An 18,478-nucleotide genomic window follows, 5' to 3' on the forward strand; every position below is an offset into this window, starting at 1 on the left:
GACAAACTCTAATTATTCTATTTGATAGAGGAATCCGGTTTTAGAAAATATGACAGCAGTTGTGGGATCAGATAAAGAAACAGACGTTAAAAGAATCCTTGTCGTTGAGGATGAGCGGATCATTGCCATCAATATTTGTTCCACTCTGAAACAATATGGATACAACGCCACTTATGTTTCTGACGCAAATGATGCCATCGAACATATTGAAAATGAACATTTTGATTTAGTCCTAATGGATATTATGTTAAACGGTCCGATGGACGGAATCGAAATTGCAACCATTATTAAAAAAACAAAAGAAATACCTGTTATCTACTTAACTGCTTATTCGGATGAAGCAACAATCAATAGAGCCAAAGCCACAGAACCTTTTGGATATCTAATCAAACCTTTTAACAGTCGTGATTTGTACATCTCTGTCGAGATGGCAATTTATAAATCACAAGTCCAAAAACACATCCGGAATGTGGAGAGTCGGCTTGCAGAAAATCAAAAATGGGAAACCATTGCTCTTGTGGCTTCAGGAATTTCTCATGAAGTGAATAACCCTCTCACATCCATTTTGAATTTAGCAGAATTAATTGCACTGGAAGCGAAAAAATTAGGAAGTAATTCCTTACAAGAAAAGGCTTCAAAAATTGCCGAAGAATCGGATCGAATTGCTAAAATCATAAAAAACCTAGTTTCCTATTCTCAGTCCACTTCCTCACAATGGAACTATTCCAACTTGGGAAGTATCGCTAACGACACTCGTTCCTTCCTTCACCAATACTTCTTAAAAGAAGGAATCCAATGTGAAATTGAACTTGGGGATGTTCCTCTGGCATATTGCCAACCTCAAAAAATCAAACAGGTTCTTCTCAATCTGATCCAAGATGCTCGGGTCCGAGTCAATACTAGAGAAGATACAATTGGTAGAAAAATAAACGTCATTTTAAAACAAGCAGAAGAAGAGGGAACAAGCCACATTCTGATTCAAATCAAAGACAATGGATCCGAGGATTTGATGAAAGGAATTTCACAAATGAACTCTCTCGAAGTCACAAAAAGTATCATCTCCGAACATAAGGGGAAAATGTACCGAGACGATGCTGTATCTTCTTGGTTTTTTACCTTACCCATCATCAAACCACTATAACAGTGGTTTAACGTTTTCCCAAAACAAGTGGTTTGGAAAAACGGGGAGTCTCTTCTAATAATTTAAAAAATAGTTCGATCCGACTCGAGTGCAACATCCAGTTGTCTTCCAAAAATAGACCAGCGAGAAAAAAATTAAAATCTTTATAATACGAAAAGGATGTTTGTGGATTTTTTGTGAAGTCAAGAAGGATGGCTAAGGCCAATCGGTTGGCACTTTCGTCAGGACCAAACCCTTCCGTAGGAATTTGGATGGAAGGTTCAGGAACCAGGAAATTAAGTTCGGTGTTTCCCTCTTTGACTTTGAGATTGTAACGCAAAGTGCCTGGAACACGTTCCCCAGAGTAGGTTTTTGCCATTCAAAACTCCCGGATGCCCAAAGATTGAGCCATTTGATTATGTCCATTACAGGAATAGTTAAGCAACCTCTTTTTCCGGTAAAATACAAGATTCTGGATCGAAATTCAGGCTGGTTTTCCATTGATTTTTTCGACCGGTGTAAAACTCTCGTTCTATACTTTCAAAGCCCGCTGTGCAAAAATCCATTCGTTTCCTTATATTATTTTATGGTTTTCTCTTCGGAATGGAAATTCTGGCGCAGGATATCAATGGGATCAAACTCCTATTTCCCGAGGCCCAAGGACCTGGGAAAAATTCACAAGACGAAGAAAAAAAACAAACAACAGCCCAAGTCCAAAGAGGACTGGTTCGCAAATCAGTGGATGCCATGTCCGACCGGGAGGTGGAAGACAACCTTCGTAATTTAGGACTAAGTCCTTCCGGAACTATTTATACCAAAAGAGAAAGGCTTAGGGAAGCTCTTGTTCCCGAAGAAGAACAGGCGTTAACTCCTGAATCATTACTCAGTTCACAACCCAAAAAAGGTCCTCCCATCCAAATTCAAAATGCAGCAGAAGGCCAATTATTAAATATCGATAAAACCAAAGGTGGAGTTCTTGTCCTTCGGGGAAAAGTACGTTTAAAAATCAAATCGGGTGAACTGGTTGCAGACTCTGTTTCCATTGATGCGACTAGACAAGAAATTTATGCAGAGGGTGGAGTAGAATACAAAGACGGTAATGCCAAAGTCAATGGCGACCGAATGATTTATGATTTAAAAATCAATCAAGGTGTAGTTTATAATTCCAAACTCAGTATGTTCCCATCTCACTTTATTGGGCAAAAATTAAAACGTTTGGATGAAAAAAGATACCTTTTAGAAATGGGATACTTTACCGCTTGTAATGCGGAACTTCCTCATGAATCCTTTCAAGCCTCGAAAATATTTATTCATGATGATAAGTCAGTCGTAGCATACAGTGTTTCCTACAAAGTAGGTGGAACTTACATGGCTTGGCTTCCATTTTTATACAATTCAGAATCAGGAAATGGAGTCACAACACAAATAGGTAAAAACAATACCCAAGGTTGGTTTTGGCAAAACTCATACCAATGGTCTGATTCTTATCCCAATAGTATCTTTCTTGCAAACGGTTATAAATTTAGATTTGATATGTATGAAAAAACGGGCCAAGCCGCTCAGTTAGAAATGTGGAAATTATCCCCATTTCTAAATTACAATATCAATCTTGGTTATGCAAATTATAAAAATAACGCGATCACTCCTGTTTACGAAGATCGTTTTAAAGATTATGGAATTGGAACCGTGGCAACCACAAACAATGTCGATCGTGGAGAAATGTTTCCAAATAGCGGATTGCCGTATCGTAATACGGGCGTTAACTATGACCCATGGTGGAAAACAGACATTCGTTTGAATGCTAAATTCAACGACTTTGCAAAGGATTATACAAGAAACGTTCAGTTACAATACGAAAACTATAGTAATCGAAATTTTGATTATGAATTTGGAAACAGATACCAACCATCCAATTCCCTGCAGTCACTTTACACATACCGAGATGTAAGGTTTGGACTCATTCGTAACTTACTGAACTGGAACTTAAGTTATACTGAAAACCGAGGAGATTTGAGTGTTGGATTTGCAATGAGCCGAACTTTGGTTTACCAAATCCAAGCTAACCAGTATTTTGCGGCTCAAGATACTTTACCTGCAGTAACGATTAGAAACTCAAGTAATATTGGACTTGTTCCTGGAACCAGTAGTCCAATCTATTGGGACTTATTTTTCCAAACCAATATCAATCGTATCTACGGTGTTCCCCAACAAAAAACCAATCCAACAACAGGGGTGGTGGATCCAAGAAGCCAATACCAAGATTTTGTTTTACGTTCACAAACCAACGTAATTGGTGAAACGGGATTTCGTTCTCCCATTGCTATGGGTGCTTATATGTCTTTTACACCTTCGGTTTATGTAGGTGCCACCAAACAAACAGTGGAATATCCAGGATCTGGAAATGAATTGAATAGTCCAGATCGCGACATTAACAAAGCTTATGCAACCATGTTAAAACAACAATCCTACCAGTATGTCCGTCAGGCACACACTGTAAGAATGGGGATTCCGGAAATATTTTTGTCCACAACATACCGTCGTTTAGATGCCGATAAAGCAGAGGCAAAAGATCCAATCCTTGGGAATTTACGTCAACATGAAGCTGAATTTGCCTTAGAAAGTTATGCTCTGAATGATTGGGATGTTTCTGTAAGAACCATTCGTGACTTACGACAATTTTCTTCTACTTACAATCCTGGACTTACCAATATGCAAAGATGGTATTATACCGTTGTTAGAATTGGTGGATTTTTTGATTTTGTAGATGGATTTACAACTCGCAGACCAAGTCTTTTAGAAAGAAAACGAAACTTTTATTCTGGTGTATTCATAAACAATGATTACGTCCACCACACTCCGCAAAATCGCTCACTTTCGAATAACTTAACAGTTTCTTATAAAATGGGTGGTTTTTCTTGGCCTATCATTCGAGCCTTTCGTAGTTTAGAAATTGGATCTACTTGGTATCATGTTTACAAAGATACGTATTTAGACAGTTATCGATTTTTCTTTAAAACAGATGTAAAAGTCACAAGATATTCGGGATTGGAATTGGAACTCGATTCCCGAGTCACAGAACCTTGGCGTTTGACTGCCCTGGCACAAGGCCAATTTTATGCAATGAATACAAGTCCTGAATTGTATACCTCACAAACAGGAACTAACTATGACCAAACGACTATTTGGGAAGATTTAGCAGCGGGAACAGGCGCCCAAGGCCAAACCCAAAGACAAAAAACTGTTTTTAACATCAACCGCTTTATGATGACTTTAAAATTAGATCTCCATAACTGGGAATATCGTTTAGGTTACAGTATGAACTTACGAGCTCTACCAGGGGGTCTTACAATGAACAACCAATTGACTTTTTATGACCAATCAGTATACTTTTCAGTAAACTTAACCAATTTCAGTTTTGGAGATTCTGCTTCTGCACAGGCGACACGTGTTCGATTGTATAGATTCCGAAAACGTCCCCTTGATGGAACGTCCACTGATTTAACGGAATAACATATGAGTTTAAAATGTTAAAAGAAAGAAGCCAATCCTTCAAACTACTTTTCCTAGTGACAGACTTTTTCATTGCTCTTACAAGTTTTGTCTTTGCTTATGTCATTCGTTACTATCTATCTCCTGATTCTTCATTTCAAATCCAAACAATCGAACCTATTAATTATTTGATTTTAGGGATTGTGCTTGGTTTTTCACAAGTTTTGGCATTTCTATCGATTGATTTATACCATCCAAGAAGAGGTTTATCATTTTCCGATGAACTCTTTGCGATCATCACGGGAGTCATCTTAAATTTACTTGTAGTGTTATCGTTATTATTTTTCTTTCGTGGAGAAAGTTTTTCAAGGCTTGTGATTGGTTACTTTGCAGTTTGTACAGTAATCCTAACTTCCTTTTCTCATTTTGTTTTACGTTCGCTAATGCAGTATTTACGCAGCAAAGGATTCAATCTAAAATCTGTCCTCATCATTGGAACAGGTAAATCTGCGAGTAACTTCTCAGAAACTCTTAGGAAACATTCGATTTACGGTTATACGGTCAAAGGATTTGTTGCAGGGAAAAAGAATTTATCTTCTAAAAAACTTCATACAGTCACAACCACTGGGAAATTGGAATCTTATGTAGAAGAAAACAATATTGATCTAATTGTTTATGCACTTTCCCACGAAGAAGGAGATTCCTTAAAAGAAGTCATAGACATTGCTGACTTCCATGGGATCGATTTAAAAGTAATTCCTAGTTACGAAGAAATCGTCACAGCCAAAGGACGAGTGGAAGTATTAGATGGAATTCCAATCATTTCTATTCGCAATATCCCGCTGCGATTAGGATATAATTTAGTCCTTAAAAGAAGTTTTGATATATTGTTTTCTTTATTTTTCATTCTTCTTTTTAGTCCTTTTTATCTTCTGATAGCCTTACTTGTAAAATTAACAAGTAAGGGCCCCGTTTTTTACAAACAGGAACGAGTAGGGCTTGATAACAAAGTATTCGGAATGATAAAATTCCGATCCATGGTTGTGCAAACAAAAGAAAAATCGGATACACTTTGGACAGTCAAAGATGACCCACGTGTCACTGCCGTTGGTGCCGTATTACGAAAGTTATCTCTAGATGAAACACCACAGTTTTTTAACGTATTACTCGGGGACATGTCTGTTGTGGGGCCAAGACCAGAACGTCCTTTTTATGTAGAAAAATTTCGAAATGAACACCAACAATACATGAGACGCCATGCAGCAAAAGCGGGAATTACAGGTTGGGCACAAGTGCAAGGTTTTCGGGGAGACACCTCCATCGAAAAACGAATCGAAGCAGATATTTTTTATATAGAAAACTGGTCACTCCTTCTCGATATCAAAATCATTTTACTCACACCTCTAAAAACAATTATAGATAGGAATGCATACTGAGGAAAACTTATGGATGAAAAAGAATTAAAAAACATTGCCAACTTGGCAAAACTTAACATTGAAGAAAAGGAAGTATCATCAATGTTAAGTGATTTTTCTCGGATTGTACAATACGTGGATGAAATCAAAAACCTTGATACCTCCAGCGTAGGTGATGATGAAATATATGAACAAATCTTTTATGAACTAAGAAAAGACTTAGCTGAAAATGGTTTAAAAAGAGATGATTTAGCTAAAATTGCTCCTTCCTATGAAAATGGTTATGTTGTGGTTCCCAAGGTAATTGAAACATGAAAGATTTAATATTTCTCACTTATTCCGAAATCAAAGCCAAACTAAATGACGGTTCATTAAAATCAAAAGATTTAGTTTCTGCTTATCTCGAACGAATCGAAGGTGCTGATTCCAAAGTAAAAGCATTTTTGGAAATCAATAAAGATCATATCTTAAAACAAGCTGAAGAAAGTGACAATCGAAGGAAGTCCGGAAAGTTACTTTCTGAGTTTGATGGAATTCCTATTGGAATCAAAGACAATATTTGTATCACTGGCGAAATCACATCTTGTTCTTCCCGAATTTTAGAAAATTTTCGTTCTCCTTATGATGCATCCGTAATCCAAAAACTCAAAGACAAAGGATTTGTTTTCTTCCCTAGACTCAATATGGATGAATTTGCCATGGGTTCATCTACAGAAAACAGTGCTTTCCAAACCACAAAAAATCCTTTTGATACAAGTCGTATTCCTGGAGGATCTAGCGGTGGTTCGGCGGCAGCTGTGGCAGCCTCTATGTTACCAGTTTCTCTCGGATCAGATACCGGTGGTTCGATCCGCCAGCCTGCAGCTCTCTGCGGAATCTGGGGATTAAAACCTACATATGGTCGTGTGTCTCGGTATGGACTCATTGCTTATGCATCAAGCCTAGATCAAATTGGTCCCTTTTCCAATGATTTACAAGGGATTTCCGATTTGCTAGAAATCATTTCAGGTCTTGATCCCAAAGACCAAACCACAGCCAAAGTAAATCACTTTGAGGCCAATTCAGTTTCTTCTGTTGATTGGAAAGGAAAACGAATTGGAGTGATGAAGTCAGAAGAATTTAATTTTTCACCAGACGTAAACAAACGTTATACGGATCTTTTAAAAGAATTGGAATCCAAAGGAGCCACTCTCGTTCCTCTTGATTTTTCCCTTTTAAAGTATGCCATTCCGGTTTATTATTTAATTGCTACTGCAGAATGTTCGTCGAACCTCAGCCGGTTTGATGGAATTCGTTACGGACTACGCAAAGAAGGCAGTGGAAAATTGGATGATTTGTATTCTGAATCCAGAACCCAAGGTTTTGGTCCCGAAGTCAAACGCCGAATTTTACTCGGAACTTTTTCCTTAAGTTCTGGTTATTACGATGCTTATTATGGAAAAGCCCAGAAAGCAAGAGTTCTCATTCGTAAACAATATGCAGAATTTTTTAAATCGGTTGATATCATTTTCCAACCTACATCACCTACAACAGCATTCAAGGTAGGTGAAAAAACTAAAGATCCAATCCAAATGTACCAAGCAGATATCCTTACCACTTCGGTCAATTTAGCAGGAGTTCCTGCCATTAGTTGTCCTGCAGGTGTAGATTCCACTGGGCTCCCGATTGGATTACAAATTACTTCTTCTCATTTTGATGAATCCAAACTTTTAAGTTATGCAAAATCTGTTTCTGAACTAGAAATTACAAAATTACCACTCCCGAAAGAGATCACCTAACATGGATGAGCTAACCAAAAGAGTCATCCCTTGTTTGGATATCAAAGGAGGAAGGGTAGTCAAAGGTGTTCAATTTGTAAATTTAATTGATGCCGGAGATCCCGTCTCTTGTGCTGTTGCTTATGAAGAAAACAAAGCAGATGAACTTTGTTTTTTGGATATCACAGCTTCATCCGACAAAAGAGATATTCTTTTAAATTTAGTAGAACAAGTTGCCAATAAACTTTTTATCCCTTTTACAGTTGGTGGCGGGATTCGTACCATAGAAGACGTAAAAGCAGTATTAAATAAAGGTGCGGATAAAGTTTCTATCAATACCAGTGCCTTTCAAAATCCGAAATTACTCAAAGATTCGAGTGAAATTTATGGATCACAATGTATTGTTTGCGCTATAGACGTCAAATTCCATCCAGAAAGAAAAAGGTACGAAGTGTACTTGAATGGTGGTCGGTTAGAAACTGGTAGAGATGCACTCGATTGGGGAAAAGAAGCCTTCGAAATGGGCGCAGGTGAAATTTTACTGACTTCCATGGACAAAGATGGAACCAAAGACGGATTTGATATCACACTCATGAAATCCTTCACCTCCAATCTTTCGATTCCGATCATTGCTTCTGGTGGTGCTGGAAATCCTGAACATATGGCAGAAGTCATTTTACGTGGCGGAGCAGATGCAGTTCTTGCAGCTTCCATATTCCACTTTGGAGAATTTTCTATCCAAGAAACCAAACAAACTATGAAAGAGATGGGAATCAAAGTGCGACTATGATTCCTTTCCACATTTTTGATACCTTACTTTTTTTATTTCCCTTTGTAGTCATTTTATTCCTTCTCCTTCGTTTTCGTTCGAAACAAAAATCCACAAAAGAATATTTCCAGGCCGAAGGGAGTTTGTCTTGGTTTGTTGCAGGCACTGCGATGGTGGCCACAACATTTGCTGCTGATACACCTCTTGCGGTAACAGAGATCATAAGAGGTCAAGGGATTGCGGGAAATTGGATCTGGTGGTATATGGCGGTTGGTGGTTTTGTCACCGTTTTTTTCTTTTCCAAACTTTGGAAACGTTCTGGTGCCTCTACTGATTTGGAACTTATAGGCCTTAGATACAGCGGGAAAGAAGCAAATTTCCTACGAGGAATCAAAGCCTTTGTCATTGGTTTTTTACTAAACCTAGTCATCCTTGGTTGGGTCAATCTCGCGATGTTAAAAATCATTCCCGTATTTTTTCCAGAATGGACACCATCTCATATACTCATCTATTTATTGTTATTTGGCGTTTTTTACACATCGATCGCAGGACTTCGCGGGATTTCTTACATTGATGTTTTCCAATTCTTTTTAGCTTGGATCGGTTGTATCCTCTTTGCTTATTTTGCGGTCAACTTACCATCCATTGGCGGACTCGATGGTCTAAGATCCAAACTTGACAGCAGTAAAATTTTATTTTTTCCCAACGGAAGTTCAGGAACACTCCCTTGGGATCATTTTTTAATCTTACTAACAGTTCTTTGGTGGTCGAGTTGGTATCCTGGCTCTGAACCAGGTGGTGGGGGATATATTGCTCAAAGAATCCTTGCTACCAAAAATGAAAATGCAGCACTCAAAGGTTCTCTTTGGTTTGTGATTGCTCATTATTTTGTTCGTCCCTGGCCTTGGATTCTTGTTGCACTTGTTTCCGTAATTCTTTATCCAAATTTGTCAGATAAGGAAAGTGGAAAAGGATTTCTTATGGTTTTACAAGAGGGAATGCCTAAGGGGATGTTTGGACTTATGCTCAGTGCCTTTCTTGCAGCCTATCTTTCCACATTGGCCACTCATTTAAATTGGGGAGCTTCTTATCTAGTCAATGACCTCTGGAAACCAATGGTACAACCAGGAAAATCCGACTCCTACTATTTAAAAGTATCGTATGCAGTGCAGATTATAACAGCTGTTTGTTCTTTTTTTCTTGCCGTTTTCGGAATGGAAACCATTAAAGGAGCATGGGTGTTTTTACTCGAAGCATCTTCTGGGATTGGATTTATCTTAATTGCTAGGTGGTTCTTTTGGCGGATCTCTGCCTGGACCGAAATTTTGGCTTTTATCCTTTCACCTTTATTGTATTTACTTTTTTCTATTTACTTAAAGATAGAATTTCCTTATTCGATTCTTTATACAGCGGTTTCTTCGGCTGTTTTACTCATCCTTTCGACCTACATATTTCCAAATACAAGTAGTAATATCTTACTTCAATTTTACACTAAAACCAAACCACCTTATTTTTTTTGGAAGGGACTCTTTCAAAAAGAGAATCAAACACAAATCATATATCCCAATAGGTTGAATGTATCTTTACTTGGAACTCTTTCTGGATTGTCGTTTGTGTTTGGTGGATTGTATTCTATCCAATGTTTCATGTGGAAGGATGGAGAAATTTTGATTGGACTTCTCTTTTTTCTATTAGGACTTCTTGGACTTTACCTATCCCTTCGTTCCTTACAAAATCGATCTGAAATGTAAATTCTACTTAATAAGGTGAATATCGAATTTCCGTAATCACCTGTGTAAACAGATTACGGCTTTTAGTATCATCAATATTCGTAGTTTGAAAAGCCATCATCGAATGATCACAATCTGCTACATTGATTTGTTTGTATGTTAAGTTTCCTAGTCTGGCACTATTAGCCGGCACGATTCCATCTGATTGCGTAAAACCAGCATTCGATAAGATATTACAACCCGAATTATAATAAAAGGTTTCAGCAACTGTACAATTACTCATCACTCCAGCAAAACTAATAAATTTACTATTTAAGTTTGTATCTAGAAAAGACTGGTTCAGTGTATCCAACACTAAATTTTCTGCGCCCACCAGTGCCGTTTGTCCAGTGCCATTGTTGGTATAACCCAGTTCCGAACCACCTTGAGTACCCACAAGATAATTACCCAAATCATTTAGGAAGGGATTACTTGCTAAAAAACTAGATGTAGCAAAAGGAGAACCAAATTGGGGACTTCCCAAAGTTACAACCAGCCGAACAAAGGGAAGGTCTCCCACTTCTTTTGACAAGGCAACTCTTGTGACAAGACCTCCCATGGAATGGGCCACAATATAAACTTGATCAGAATCGATAAAATAACCACGTAAGGTAGAATGAAACTGGCGTCCGTTGACAAGTATACTATTGGAAGTTCGATAGGTATAAAGATAAAAATCGAATTCTGAATTCGCTGAATCTCGTCCTTCCTGAAAGTGAATGAGACCATTAGAAAAAGTATTTTTTATATTCTGAATTTTTTTCTCATCACCCGTAATGGGATCAGCATCTCTTTCTGCTGGGTTCCAACCATGAATGAGAACTATTTTCTTTTTTGCAGATTTTGGAAAAAACTCAGAACCAATGAATTGTAAATCAGAAAGATTACGAGAATAACCTGAAGAAAAACCAAATAACTTTTGATTGGGATTGGAAAGTAGGCCGAACCAAGCAAGAAACAAGGCAGCGTTGTTCACCCGTTTTTCCGATACAAACTCCTTTCTGTAAAAATCATAAACACAAGATTGGAATACAAAAACCCCTATGATAAGTAAAACTAAATATGATAAAATATTTCGCCTAACGCGAAACATTTTGTACCCGATCTAAAGTAATTCCACATGCAACAACAACATTAAGAGAAGTCACAGACCCAAATAGTGGGATTCTAGCCACATAATCAGCTTCTTCTAATAAGAGACGTTTGACTCCTTCACCTTCATTTCCCATGATGATTGCCATTTGCGTTGCATCTGGTAATGTTTCCCAAATGGATTCTTCACCTTCTTCATCGGTAGCAAGGATCCAATATTCATTTTTTTTGAGATATTCCATCCCATGCATGAGGTTTGCCACTCGATAGATTTGTAAATGGTGGACTGCACCTGCAGAAACTTTTTCCACAACAGGTGTGATGGGGGAGGTATCACGATCAGACATTAACACATGTTTAACGCCCATACATTCGGCAGTTCTCAAGATATTCCCTAAATTACCTGGATCTTGGATTCGATCCAAAATGAGTACGGGGCCTTCTCCTGCTTCTACATTTTGTTTGAACTGCTCGAATCCAAGTGATGCAAAGGATTTTTGTTTGGTACGAATGATGACATAACCTTGGTGGTTTTTATCTGAGGCAATTCGATCTAGTTCCCTTGTGGAAACGGTTGTGAATTTTACAGAATTAGGAATATAACCTCGGATTCTTTGTTTTTCTTCTGTTCCCATGGAGTCTTTGACAATGACCTCGCGAATGGTTTTGATTCCACGTTCAGGCGCCATCTGCTCCAATGACTCTAAAAATTCATAAAAATTACGTTTTCCAAAAAGTATTTCTACTGGGCTTTTTTCCATGTGGTGTTTCCTTCTTTTGTATCAGCGAGAAGGATTCCTTTTTCTTCCAACTCTTTACGAATTCTGTCGGCAGTAGAGAAATCTTTGTTTTGTTTGGCGGTCTTTCTGGCCTCTATTTGGCCAAGAATCCAATCTTCTGAAATTCCATCCAAAGTTTGGATTTGTTTTTGAAAGGAAAAAACAGCAAATAGCTCATTTGTTTTATAAAACAATGCCAAAGATTCTTTTAAGAATGTTGAATCAGATAACTCCGTTTTGGAATCCAAAAACTGGTTCACAACCCGAACCAGTTCAAAAACGGAAGCAAGGGCTTTCGGAACATTCAAATCATCAGCCAAAGAATTCATAAAATCCAAATTTATTTTTTGTAGTTCAGAATTTGAAAATTCAAAACCTTTTGATGATTTAGGTACGTTTTCCCACAAATTACCAGTTTCTAACACTCGGTAGATGGTATTTTGAATTCGTTCCATTGCTGTTTTGGATTCTTCCAACTTAGTAAGCGAAAAATTCAACTTACTTCTGTAATGTGCAGATATCAAATGATAACGAATTGAGTTTGGATCATATCCTTTTTCTAAAATATCACGTAAGGTATAAAAGTTTCCCTTACTTTTCGACATTTTTTCTCCGTCCACCAGAAGGTGTTCGCAGTGTAGCCAAGTTCCGACAAATTCTTCCTCAGGATATGCCCCATAACTTTGTGCGGCTTCATTTTCATGGTGAGGAAATAGGAGGTCAATCCCGCCGGTATGAATGTCCACACCTGATACGTATACTTTGCGAATCATCGCCGAACATTCTAAATGCCAACCTGGTCGGCCCGTGCCGATTTTTGTATGCCAACATTTTTCTTCTTCTGTCTTTTGGTTTTTCCAAAGAACAAAGTCACGAACATCATCTTTTGTGTACTCATCGGCATCATACCGAACTCCAGACTTCATACCCGAAACGTCGATTTTCGAAAGTTCTCCATAACGACTAAACTTCTGAATGGAAAAATATAAATTCCCATCCTTTTCGTAAACAAGGCCGTTCTTCTGAAGTGTTTCTACAAGTCCTACCATATCGTCAATGGACTCAGTGGCTTTTGGATAATGTTCTAATTTCTGGACGTGGAGAGTTTCCAAATCTTTAAAAAAAGCCTCTGTCCATGGTTTTGTAAATTCTTCGACGGAAATTTTTCTTTTGATCGATTCATTGATGATTTTATCATCAATGTCTGTGATGTTCATGGATTGGTTGAGTTTATATCCACCGAGCAGTAGAGAACGGCGAAGTACATCTACAAATAAAAAAGATCGAATGTTTCCAATATGTGCAAAATTATAAACGGTTGGCCCACAGGAATAAATGGATACATTCAAAGGATCTTTCGGAACAAATGTTTCCTTTTTTCCCGATTTTGAATTTTGAAATACAAAGGGAACTAAACTCATAAGGCAAAAATTTCTTTTACAAATTCTAAGTTTGCTTGTGGTTGTTTGTCTTTCCCTGCTTCATTTCCTTCTGTCGGATACAACTGCATCCGTTTATCACAGTTCATATGGTTAAACAAAGCAAAAGTGGATTTTGGATGAGAGATCACATCTTCCATTCCGCAAGAGAAGAGAGCAGGGATTTTGATTTTTTTGGCAAAGTTTAGCGCATCAAAATACGCCAATTCCTTTTTATAATCAATTTTTTTGGTGGCTCTTTTTTCTAAAAAGGGAGTGAGTTCCCGAATCCATGGATTTCCTTTTAAAGAAATTTGGTCTTTATCAATATAACAGAAGGAAGGTGTTTCTAAAATAAGTCCCTTAATTCGATCGGAATAGGCCGCACCAAATACAGAAAGGGCAGAACCAATGGACTTACCATGTAAAATGATTTGATCACCATCAATCCCGTCAGTCAAACGTAAGAACTCAATGGTTCGAATCACATCCAAATAAAGTTTTCGCATATAGAAATCTTCTTTTTGGTCGAGTCCATGTGCAAAATAATTGGGTGTCCAACCAATCGGTGCCTTTCCCGTGACTGGATCCACTGGCGCATGGATCATTTCTTCTCCATGACCACGAAGAGTGATATGGAGTTGGGCCACACCCAAATCAGAATATCCTTTTTGGATTTCTTCCGGAACAGCTAAATAATCATGAAAATAAACAACAACTGGCCTATTTCCTCTTTTTCTCGGAATCGCTAGCTTTCCATGTAACACATGATTGTCGATACTTTGAAAACTAACATCATTCAAAGATTCCCAAATGAAAGATCCTTTCAAAACCGTTTTGTAAGTGGCTTTGATTGGTACTTTCTTTAATTCAGAAATCCCTTCTTTCCAAAAACTATCTAAATCCGATGGAGGGTCCAGTTTCGGAACTGTTTGGAAACATTCATCAAAACTAACTGTTTGAGGCATGAGAATCCAACTTAGGTGAAAATTGATTTAAAAAACTATACATGGTTTGAAGTAAAAGTACAGAAATAGTCATAGGTCCAACTCCTCCTGGAACTGGAGTGTAATAAGAAGATTTATCCTTAGCTTTCGAAACTTCGATATCTCCCACATTTCCTACATTATAACCAGCATCCAAAATCACTGCACCTTCTTTGATCCAATCTGCTTGGATGAACTCTGGTTTACCAACAGCCCCAACCACAATGTCCGCCTGTTTCACAAGTTCCGGAAGATTTTTTGTTTTAGAATGACAAAGGGTAACTGTCGCATTTAAGTTCGTAAGCATTATGGCCATCGGTTTTCCGAGGATAGGTGATCTTCCCACAACTACGGCATGTTTTCCAGAAACATCAATTCCGTATTCTTGAAGTAATAACACCATTCCGTACGGAGTGCACGGGTAATAGGCTTCACTATTCATAGATAACTTTCCAAATGAAATGGTCGTGACTCCGTCCACATCCTTTTCCAAAGCGATTTCATCAAAACACAAACGTTCATCAATTTGATGAGGGACTGGGTGCTGCAAAAGAATTCCATTCACAGAAGAGTCTGCATTGAGTTTGCGAATTTCAACTAACAACTCTTCGGTGGTTGTTTCTTCTTTTAGGCGCACATATCGTGATCCCATTCCCACTTTTTCGCAAGCCTTCACTTTCATATTTACATAAGTTTCGGATGCAGGGTTATCCCCAACAAGGATGGTAGCAAGGGTAGGAACTCCCTTACCTTCGGATTTAGCTTTTGCTAATGTTTCTGCGATTCGATTTCGAATTTTTTCGGAAATCGCTTTACCGTCTAATAGGATGCTAGATTTCATTCTGTAAGTTCAAAATTTCAAAGAAAATTGAACTGGCAAACAGAAAAAACCATCCATGATTCCAAGTTTAGATCCATCACAAACCCTTTCTCAAAATTCCACATCCACTCATAGTTTACAAGGCTGGGTACAAGGAGTCAGAGGCAATAACCACGTCCAATTCCTCCAACTCCGCACCGAGGGAAAAATTTACCAAGTGGTCGCCGAAAAAGAATTTTTGGGAGAAGAAACCTTCAAAGAAATCAAAGCCCTCCCGCAAGAGGCATCTCTCATCGTTTTTGGAGAGGCAAAGGAAAATCCGAAAGCTCCGGGTGGTCAGGAATTATTCCTACATTCCTTTACTCTTGTAGGAGAGTCGTCGAACTATCCGATCACCCCCAAAGAACACGGCCCTGATTTTTTACACAACCATAGACATTTGTGGTTACGTTCCAAAAGGCAACTTGCCATCCAAAGGGTTCGTTCTGAGTTATCTTTCGCCATCCGAGAATTCTTCCGTAATGACGGATATACTCTGATCGACACACCCATCCTCACCGGTTCCATCGGGGAATCAGCAGGAACCCTTTTTTCCACCGAATACTTCGATTTAGGGCAAGCCTACTTAGCCCAAACGGGCCAGCTCTATTTAGAAACAGCTGCCTTTGCTCATTCCAAGGTGTATTGTTTTGGCCCGACATTCCGAGCTGAAAAAAGTAAAACCAGACGTCACTTAACTGAGTTTTGGATGCTCGAAGCCGAAACTGCCTTCCTCGGCCAAGATGGAAATTTGGATCTGCAGGAGCGATTTGTAAAGACCGTCCTACGAGTCACCATCGAAAGAACCGCAGAAGACTTAAAAGTCCTCGACCGAGATCCAGCGCCGCTTCTGGAACAACTGGCCAAACCGTTCCCAAGAGTGGATTACGGCGAAGCCATCAAAATTTTACAAACCGCAGGGGAAGAAATCGCCTGGGGAGAGGACATCAATTCGGACAGGGAACAAATCCTCACCACCCATTTTGGAACGGCCATCTTCATCCAAAATTTCCCAAGGGCCATCAAAGCCTTCTATATGAAACAAAATCCTAATGACCCGAATACTGTCCTTTCTGCGGATCTCATTGCTCCGGATGGAATTGGGGAGATCATCGGCGGGTCGGAAAGGGAAGAATCCTTTGATAAAATTGTGGAAAGGTTACAGGAAGAAGGACTTCCTCCCGAAGACTATTCTTGGTATTTGGACCTTCGTAAATATGGCTCTGTTCCTCATGCTGGCTTTGGAATGGGTCTAGAACGAGTCATTGCTTGGGTTTGTGGTTTGTCCCATATCCGCGAATGCATTCCATACCCAAGGATGATTTACAGGCTAAGCCCTTAATTTTTCTTAAAGGAAAATTTGCACTAAGGCCGATCTTTTTAAGGAAAGAGAGGCACCTTATGGCACAGCAAGCAACCCAAGTCTTAAACACATCTATAGAACAAGAAGCTTGGGATCTTTATGAGGTAGGATCAAACGAAGATGTTGTGGTTCTAGCCAAACGTCATCCAGAGAATTTTTATATCCAACACCTTAGTTATTTAGCGTTGTATGAACTGACTGGCAGAGCAACAATCACAGCTCCCAAAGGGATTTCAAGCCTAGCTCCTCTTGTAGAGGCCATCCAAAACCATGAAATTGGAAAAAGTGCAGAAGCTTGCAATAGTTTAAATTTATATTTTAATACCCAAACCAATCCTCTTTGTTTTTCCATCATCCAAACTGCGATTAAAATTTATTTTAGAGCAGAAGCTTACGAAGAAGCAAAAACAGTCATTACTAAGTTTAAAAAACAATGGAACGACAATTCTTTTGTTAAAGAAGAACTCATTTGTACATATTATTTGAAACGATATGATGAAGTGATCAAAGTTTTCCGTGACAATATGAAATTGTTAAACGATTCTGATATCCATAAACTTGTGGGTATGGCACTTCTCTTTTTGGATCGTCACAAAGAAGCCAATCTCATTTTTGAAAACATTCCTAATAAATTGAATCTACCTAGTTTTGAAGAAAAACGTAAAATGTATGATTCTGTTTATAACAAAATCGCTGAGTTAGAAGCCAAATCAAACTCTCTGGCTCATAAAGATTTAGAAGATATGGGTTTTGCTTATCTCTTCCATGGTGATTATGCAAAAGCAGAAAAAATGTTTTTATCTCTTACCGAGAAACTAAAATCAAAACTCTGCAACGTGTAAGATTTTTTCTTGTTTCGGGGTGGCTAAGAAATTTGGCCGCCTCGTCTGTAGGAATGATAAGATCCGTTTGGTTTTTTCCTGCAGTTCCTAATGCCAAAACAAAGTAGGGGTTCTTTCCTACTTTAGCTTCAATTCCTTTTCCCGTTTGTTCTTCCCTGTACACAATGTATCCAGTTTCAATAGCATAAGCTTCTTTTACATAAACGGGTGAATAAATATCTAAACCACGATCGGTTTGGATTTTTGGAAACAAAGCTCGTTTGAGATTGAGATGGCGTGCATCCACAATGAGGCCAGAAAATTCCACGGGAACCACTTCTTCACTGAATTCAGGAACTGATTCTGTTCCATATGCAAAAGGGATATGGGCAAGGATCCCATCTTTTCCTTTGAGTGGTAAACTGGCTTTCGCTTCCAAAATATTTTTAACAAATTGGAAATCGTATTCTTCTTTTTCAGAACCAATATAGGAATTGAGCCGAAGCCTTGCTTGTTGGTTTACTTGTGTGTATTCATAAACCGTATAATCTGCGTTAAATATTATGGATTCTAACCTTTGGCTGAGACGAACCCGTAGTTTTTCCCGGGCTTTTTTACGAGCCATGGAGTGAGCTTTCCCTTGGCTTGTGGCAGTGTTTTTTCCCGAAAACTCAGGGTCTTCTTCATCAAATACAATTTTAGGAATGGTCTCTTTCACAGAAGAGAAAACGAAAAGGTCTGTCCAATTGACAACCGAAGAATAAATATCCTTATCCTCGATGGGTTTGGAACCCAGAGATACACTTAAGAGAAAAACCAAAAGGAGATAAATTCGTTTCAT

The 18,478-nt window shown here is 38.5% G+C and carries 16 protein-coding genes; 9 read left to right on the forward strand and 7 right to left on the reverse strand.

Annotated elements, in window-relative coordinates:
* Positions 1-49 precede the first annotated feature (49 nt).
* The gene (locus tag EHQ16_RS16435) at positions 50-1,141 is read left to right on the forward strand and encodes an ATP-binding response regulator (RefSeq protein WP_135632290.1); all 1,092 of its coding nucleotides are present in this window, start codon (positions 50-52) and stop codon (positions 1,139-1,141) included.
* A 7-nt stretch (positions 1,142-1,148) separates the two neighbouring features.
* On the opposite strand, the gene EHQ16_RS16440 is transcribed toward EHQ16_RS16435, so the two are convergent.
* Positions 1,149-1,499: a hypothetical protein gene (locus EHQ16_RS16440; RefSeq protein ID WP_135632291.1), complete on the reverse strand. Its 351-nt coding sequence runs from the start codon at positions 1,497-1,499 to the stop codon at positions 1,149-1,151.
* 224 nt (positions 1,500-1,723) lie between these two features.
* On the opposite strand from EHQ16_RS16440, the gene EHQ16_RS16445 reads away from it, so the two are divergent.
* From EHQ16_RS16445 to EHQ16_RS16470, 6 genes are read left to right on the forward strand one after another with little or no spacing between them, the layout of a single operon-like run.
* A complete protein-coding gene (locus EHQ16_RS16445; RefSeq protein ID WP_135632930.1) occupies positions 1,724-4,630 on the forward strand; it encodes an LPS-assembly protein LptD in 2,907 nt (968 codons plus the stop codon).
* Between the two features lie 14 nt (positions 4,631-4,644).
* Positions 4,645-6,045 (forward strand): undecaprenyl-phosphate glucose phosphotransferase, encoded by a 1,401-nt coding sequence (locus tag EHQ16_RS16450; protein WP_135632292.1) that lies wholly within the window; start codon positions 4,645-4,647, stop codon positions 6,043-6,045.
* 9 nt (positions 6,046-6,054) lie between these two features.
* Entirely contained in the window at positions 6,055-6,339 is a 285-nt protein-coding gene (gatC, locus tag EHQ16_RS16455; RefSeq protein ID WP_135632293.1) for an Asp-tRNA(Asn)/Glu-tRNA(Gln) amidotransferase subunit GatC, read from the forward strand.
* The gene (gene gatA, locus EHQ16_RS16460) at positions 6,336-7,802 is read left to right on the forward strand and encodes an Asp-tRNA(Asn)/Glu-tRNA(Gln) amidotransferase subunit GatA (protein WP_135632294.1); all 1,467 of its coding nucleotides are present in this window, start codon (positions 6,336-6,338) and stop codon (positions 7,800-7,802) included. The genes gatC and gatA overlap by 4 nt, the downstream gene beginning before the upstream one ends.
* 1 nt (position 7,803) lies before the next feature.
* Positions 7,804-8,571, forward strand: coding sequence for an imidazole glycerol phosphate synthase subunit HisF (gene hisF, locus EHQ16_RS16465; protein ID WP_135600298.1), 768 nt, complete (start codon positions 7,804-7,806; stop codon positions 8,569-8,571).
* Positions 8,568-10,301, forward strand: coding sequence for a sodium:solute symporter family protein (locus EHQ16_RS16470; RefSeq protein WP_135632295.1), 1,734 nt, complete (start codon positions 8,568-8,570; stop codon positions 10,299-10,301). The genes hisF and EHQ16_RS16470 overlap by 4 nt, the downstream gene beginning before the upstream one ends.
* A gap of 7 nt (positions 10,302-10,308) precedes the next feature.
* Here EHQ16_RS16470 and EHQ16_RS16475 read toward each other — a convergent pair whose 3' ends face one another.
* Genes EHQ16_RS16475 through folD form a run of 5 tightly spaced genes read right to left on the reverse strand, consistent with a single transcriptional unit; the run spans position 10,309 to position 15,435 of the window.
* Positions 10,309-11,412 carry an esterase/lipase family protein gene (locus EHQ16_RS16475; RefSeq protein ID WP_135632296.1) on the reverse strand — a complete coding sequence of 368 codons (1,104 nt, stop codon included), beginning with the start codon at positions 11,410-11,412 and terminating at the stop codon, positions 10,309-10,311.
* Complete coding sequence (gene rlmB / locus EHQ16_RS16480) at positions 11,399-12,172, reverse strand: 23S rRNA (guanosine(2251)-2'-O)-methyltransferase RlmB (protein ID WP_135632297.1); 774 nt, start codon at positions 12,170-12,172, stop codon at positions 11,399-11,401. The genes EHQ16_RS16475 and rlmB overlap by 14 nt, the downstream gene beginning before the upstream one ends.
* Positions 12,154-13,611, reverse strand: coding sequence for a cysteine--tRNA ligase (cysS, locus tag EHQ16_RS16485; protein ID WP_135632298.1), 1,458 nt, complete (start codon positions 13,609-13,611; stop codon positions 12,154-12,156). Before cysS ends, rlmB begins: the two co-directional genes overlap by 19 nt.
* A complete protein-coding gene (locus tag EHQ16_RS16490) occupies positions 13,608-14,576 on the reverse strand; it encodes an acetylxylan esterase (RefSeq protein WP_135632299.1) in 969 nt (322 codons plus the stop codon). The genes cysS and EHQ16_RS16490 overlap by 4 nt, the downstream gene beginning before the upstream one ends.
* Positions 14,560-15,435 (reverse strand): bifunctional methylenetetrahydrofolate dehydrogenase/methenyltetrahydrofolate cyclohydrolase FolD, encoded by an 876-nt coding sequence (folD, locus tag EHQ16_RS16495; protein ID WP_135632300.1) that lies wholly within the window; start codon positions 15,433-15,435, stop codon positions 14,560-14,562. Before folD ends, EHQ16_RS16490 begins: the two co-directional genes overlap by 17 nt.
* Before the next feature lie 55 nt (positions 15,436-15,490).
* On the opposite strand from folD, the gene asnS reads away from it, so the two are divergent.
* Positions 15,491-16,795, forward strand: a complete 1,305-nt coding sequence (gene asnS / locus EHQ16_RS16500) for an asparagine--tRNA ligase (RefSeq protein WP_135632301.1) — start codon at positions 15,491-15,493, stop codon at positions 16,793-16,795.
* Positions 16,796-16,854: 59 nt separating this feature from the next.
* Entirely contained in the window at positions 16,855-17,658 is an 804-nt protein-coding gene (locus EHQ16_RS16505; protein WP_135632302.1) for a hypothetical protein, read from the forward strand.
* Here EHQ16_RS16505 and EHQ16_RS16510 read toward each other — a convergent pair.
* Complete coding sequence (locus EHQ16_RS16510) at positions 17,621-18,478, reverse strand: hypothetical protein (protein WP_135632303.1); 858 nt, start codon at positions 18,476-18,478, stop codon at positions 17,621-17,623. The genes EHQ16_RS16505 and EHQ16_RS16510 overlap by 38 nt on opposite strands.

Origin of the sequence: Leptospira kanakyensis (assembly GCF_004769235.1) — a bacterium.
Taxonomy (GTDB): domain Bacteria; phylum Spirochaetota; class Leptospiria; order Leptospirales; family Leptospiraceae; genus Leptospira_A; species Leptospira_A kanakyensis.

Bases quoted from the DNA above. Each gene is read 5' to 3' on its own strand.
- EHQ16_RS16435 (WP_135632290.1), top strand. From the start codon at position 50: ATGACAGCAGTTGTGGGATCAGATAAAGAAACAGACGTTAAAAGAATC.
- EHQ16_RS16440 (WP_135632291.1), bottom strand. From the start codon at position 1,499: ATGGCAAAAACCTACTCTGGGGAACGTGTTCCAGGCACTTTGCGTTAC.
- EHQ16_RS16445 (WP_135632930.1), top strand. From the start codon at position 1,724: ATGGAAATTCTGGCGCAGGATATCAATGGGATCAAACTCCTATTTCCC.
- EHQ16_RS16450 (WP_135632292.1), top strand. From the start codon at position 4,645: ATGTTAAAAGAAAGAAGCCAATCCTTCAAACTACTTTTCCTAGTGACA.
- gatC (WP_135632293.1), top strand. From the start codon at position 6,055: ATGGATGAAAAAGAATTAAAAAACATTGCCAACTTGGCAAAACTTAAC.
- gatA (WP_135632294.1), top strand. From the start codon at position 6,336: ATGAAAGATTTAATATTTCTCACTTATTCCGAAATCAAAGCCAAACTA.
- hisF (WP_135600298.1), top strand. From the start codon at position 7,804: ATGGATGAGCTAACCAAAAGAGTCATCCCTTGTTTGGATATCAAAGGA.
- EHQ16_RS16470 (WP_135632295.1), top strand. From the start codon at position 8,568: ATGATTCCTTTCCACATTTTTGATACCTTACTTTTTTTATTTCCCTTT.
- EHQ16_RS16475 (WP_135632296.1), bottom strand. From the start codon at position 11,412: ATGTTTCGCGTTAGGCGAAATATTTTATCATATTTAGTTTTACTTATC.
- rlmB (WP_135632297.1), bottom strand. From the start codon at position 12,172: ATGGAAAAAAGCCCAGTAGAAATACTTTTTGGAAAACGTAATTTTTAT.
- cysS (WP_135632298.1), bottom strand. From the start codon at position 13,611: ATGAGTTTAGTTCCCTTTGTATTTCAAAATTCAAAATCGGGAAAAAAG.
- EHQ16_RS16490 (WP_135632299.1), bottom strand. From the start codon at position 14,576: ATGCCTCAAACAGTTAGTTTTGATGAATGTTTCCAAACAGTTCCGAAA.
- folD (WP_135632300.1), bottom strand. From the start codon at position 15,435: ATGAAATCTAGCATCCTATTAGACGGTAAAGCGATTTCCGAAAAAATT.
- asnS (WP_135632301.1), top strand. From the start codon at position 15,491: ATGATTCCAAGTTTAGATCCATCACAAACCCTTTCTCAAAATTCCACA.
- EHQ16_RS16505 (WP_135632302.1), top strand. From the start codon at position 16,855: ATGGCACAGCAAGCAACCCAAGTCTTAAACACATCTATAGAACAAGAA.
- EHQ16_RS16510 (WP_135632303.1), bottom strand. From the start codon at position 18,478: ATGAAACGAATTTATCTCCTTTTGGTTTTTCTCTTAAGTGTATCTCTG.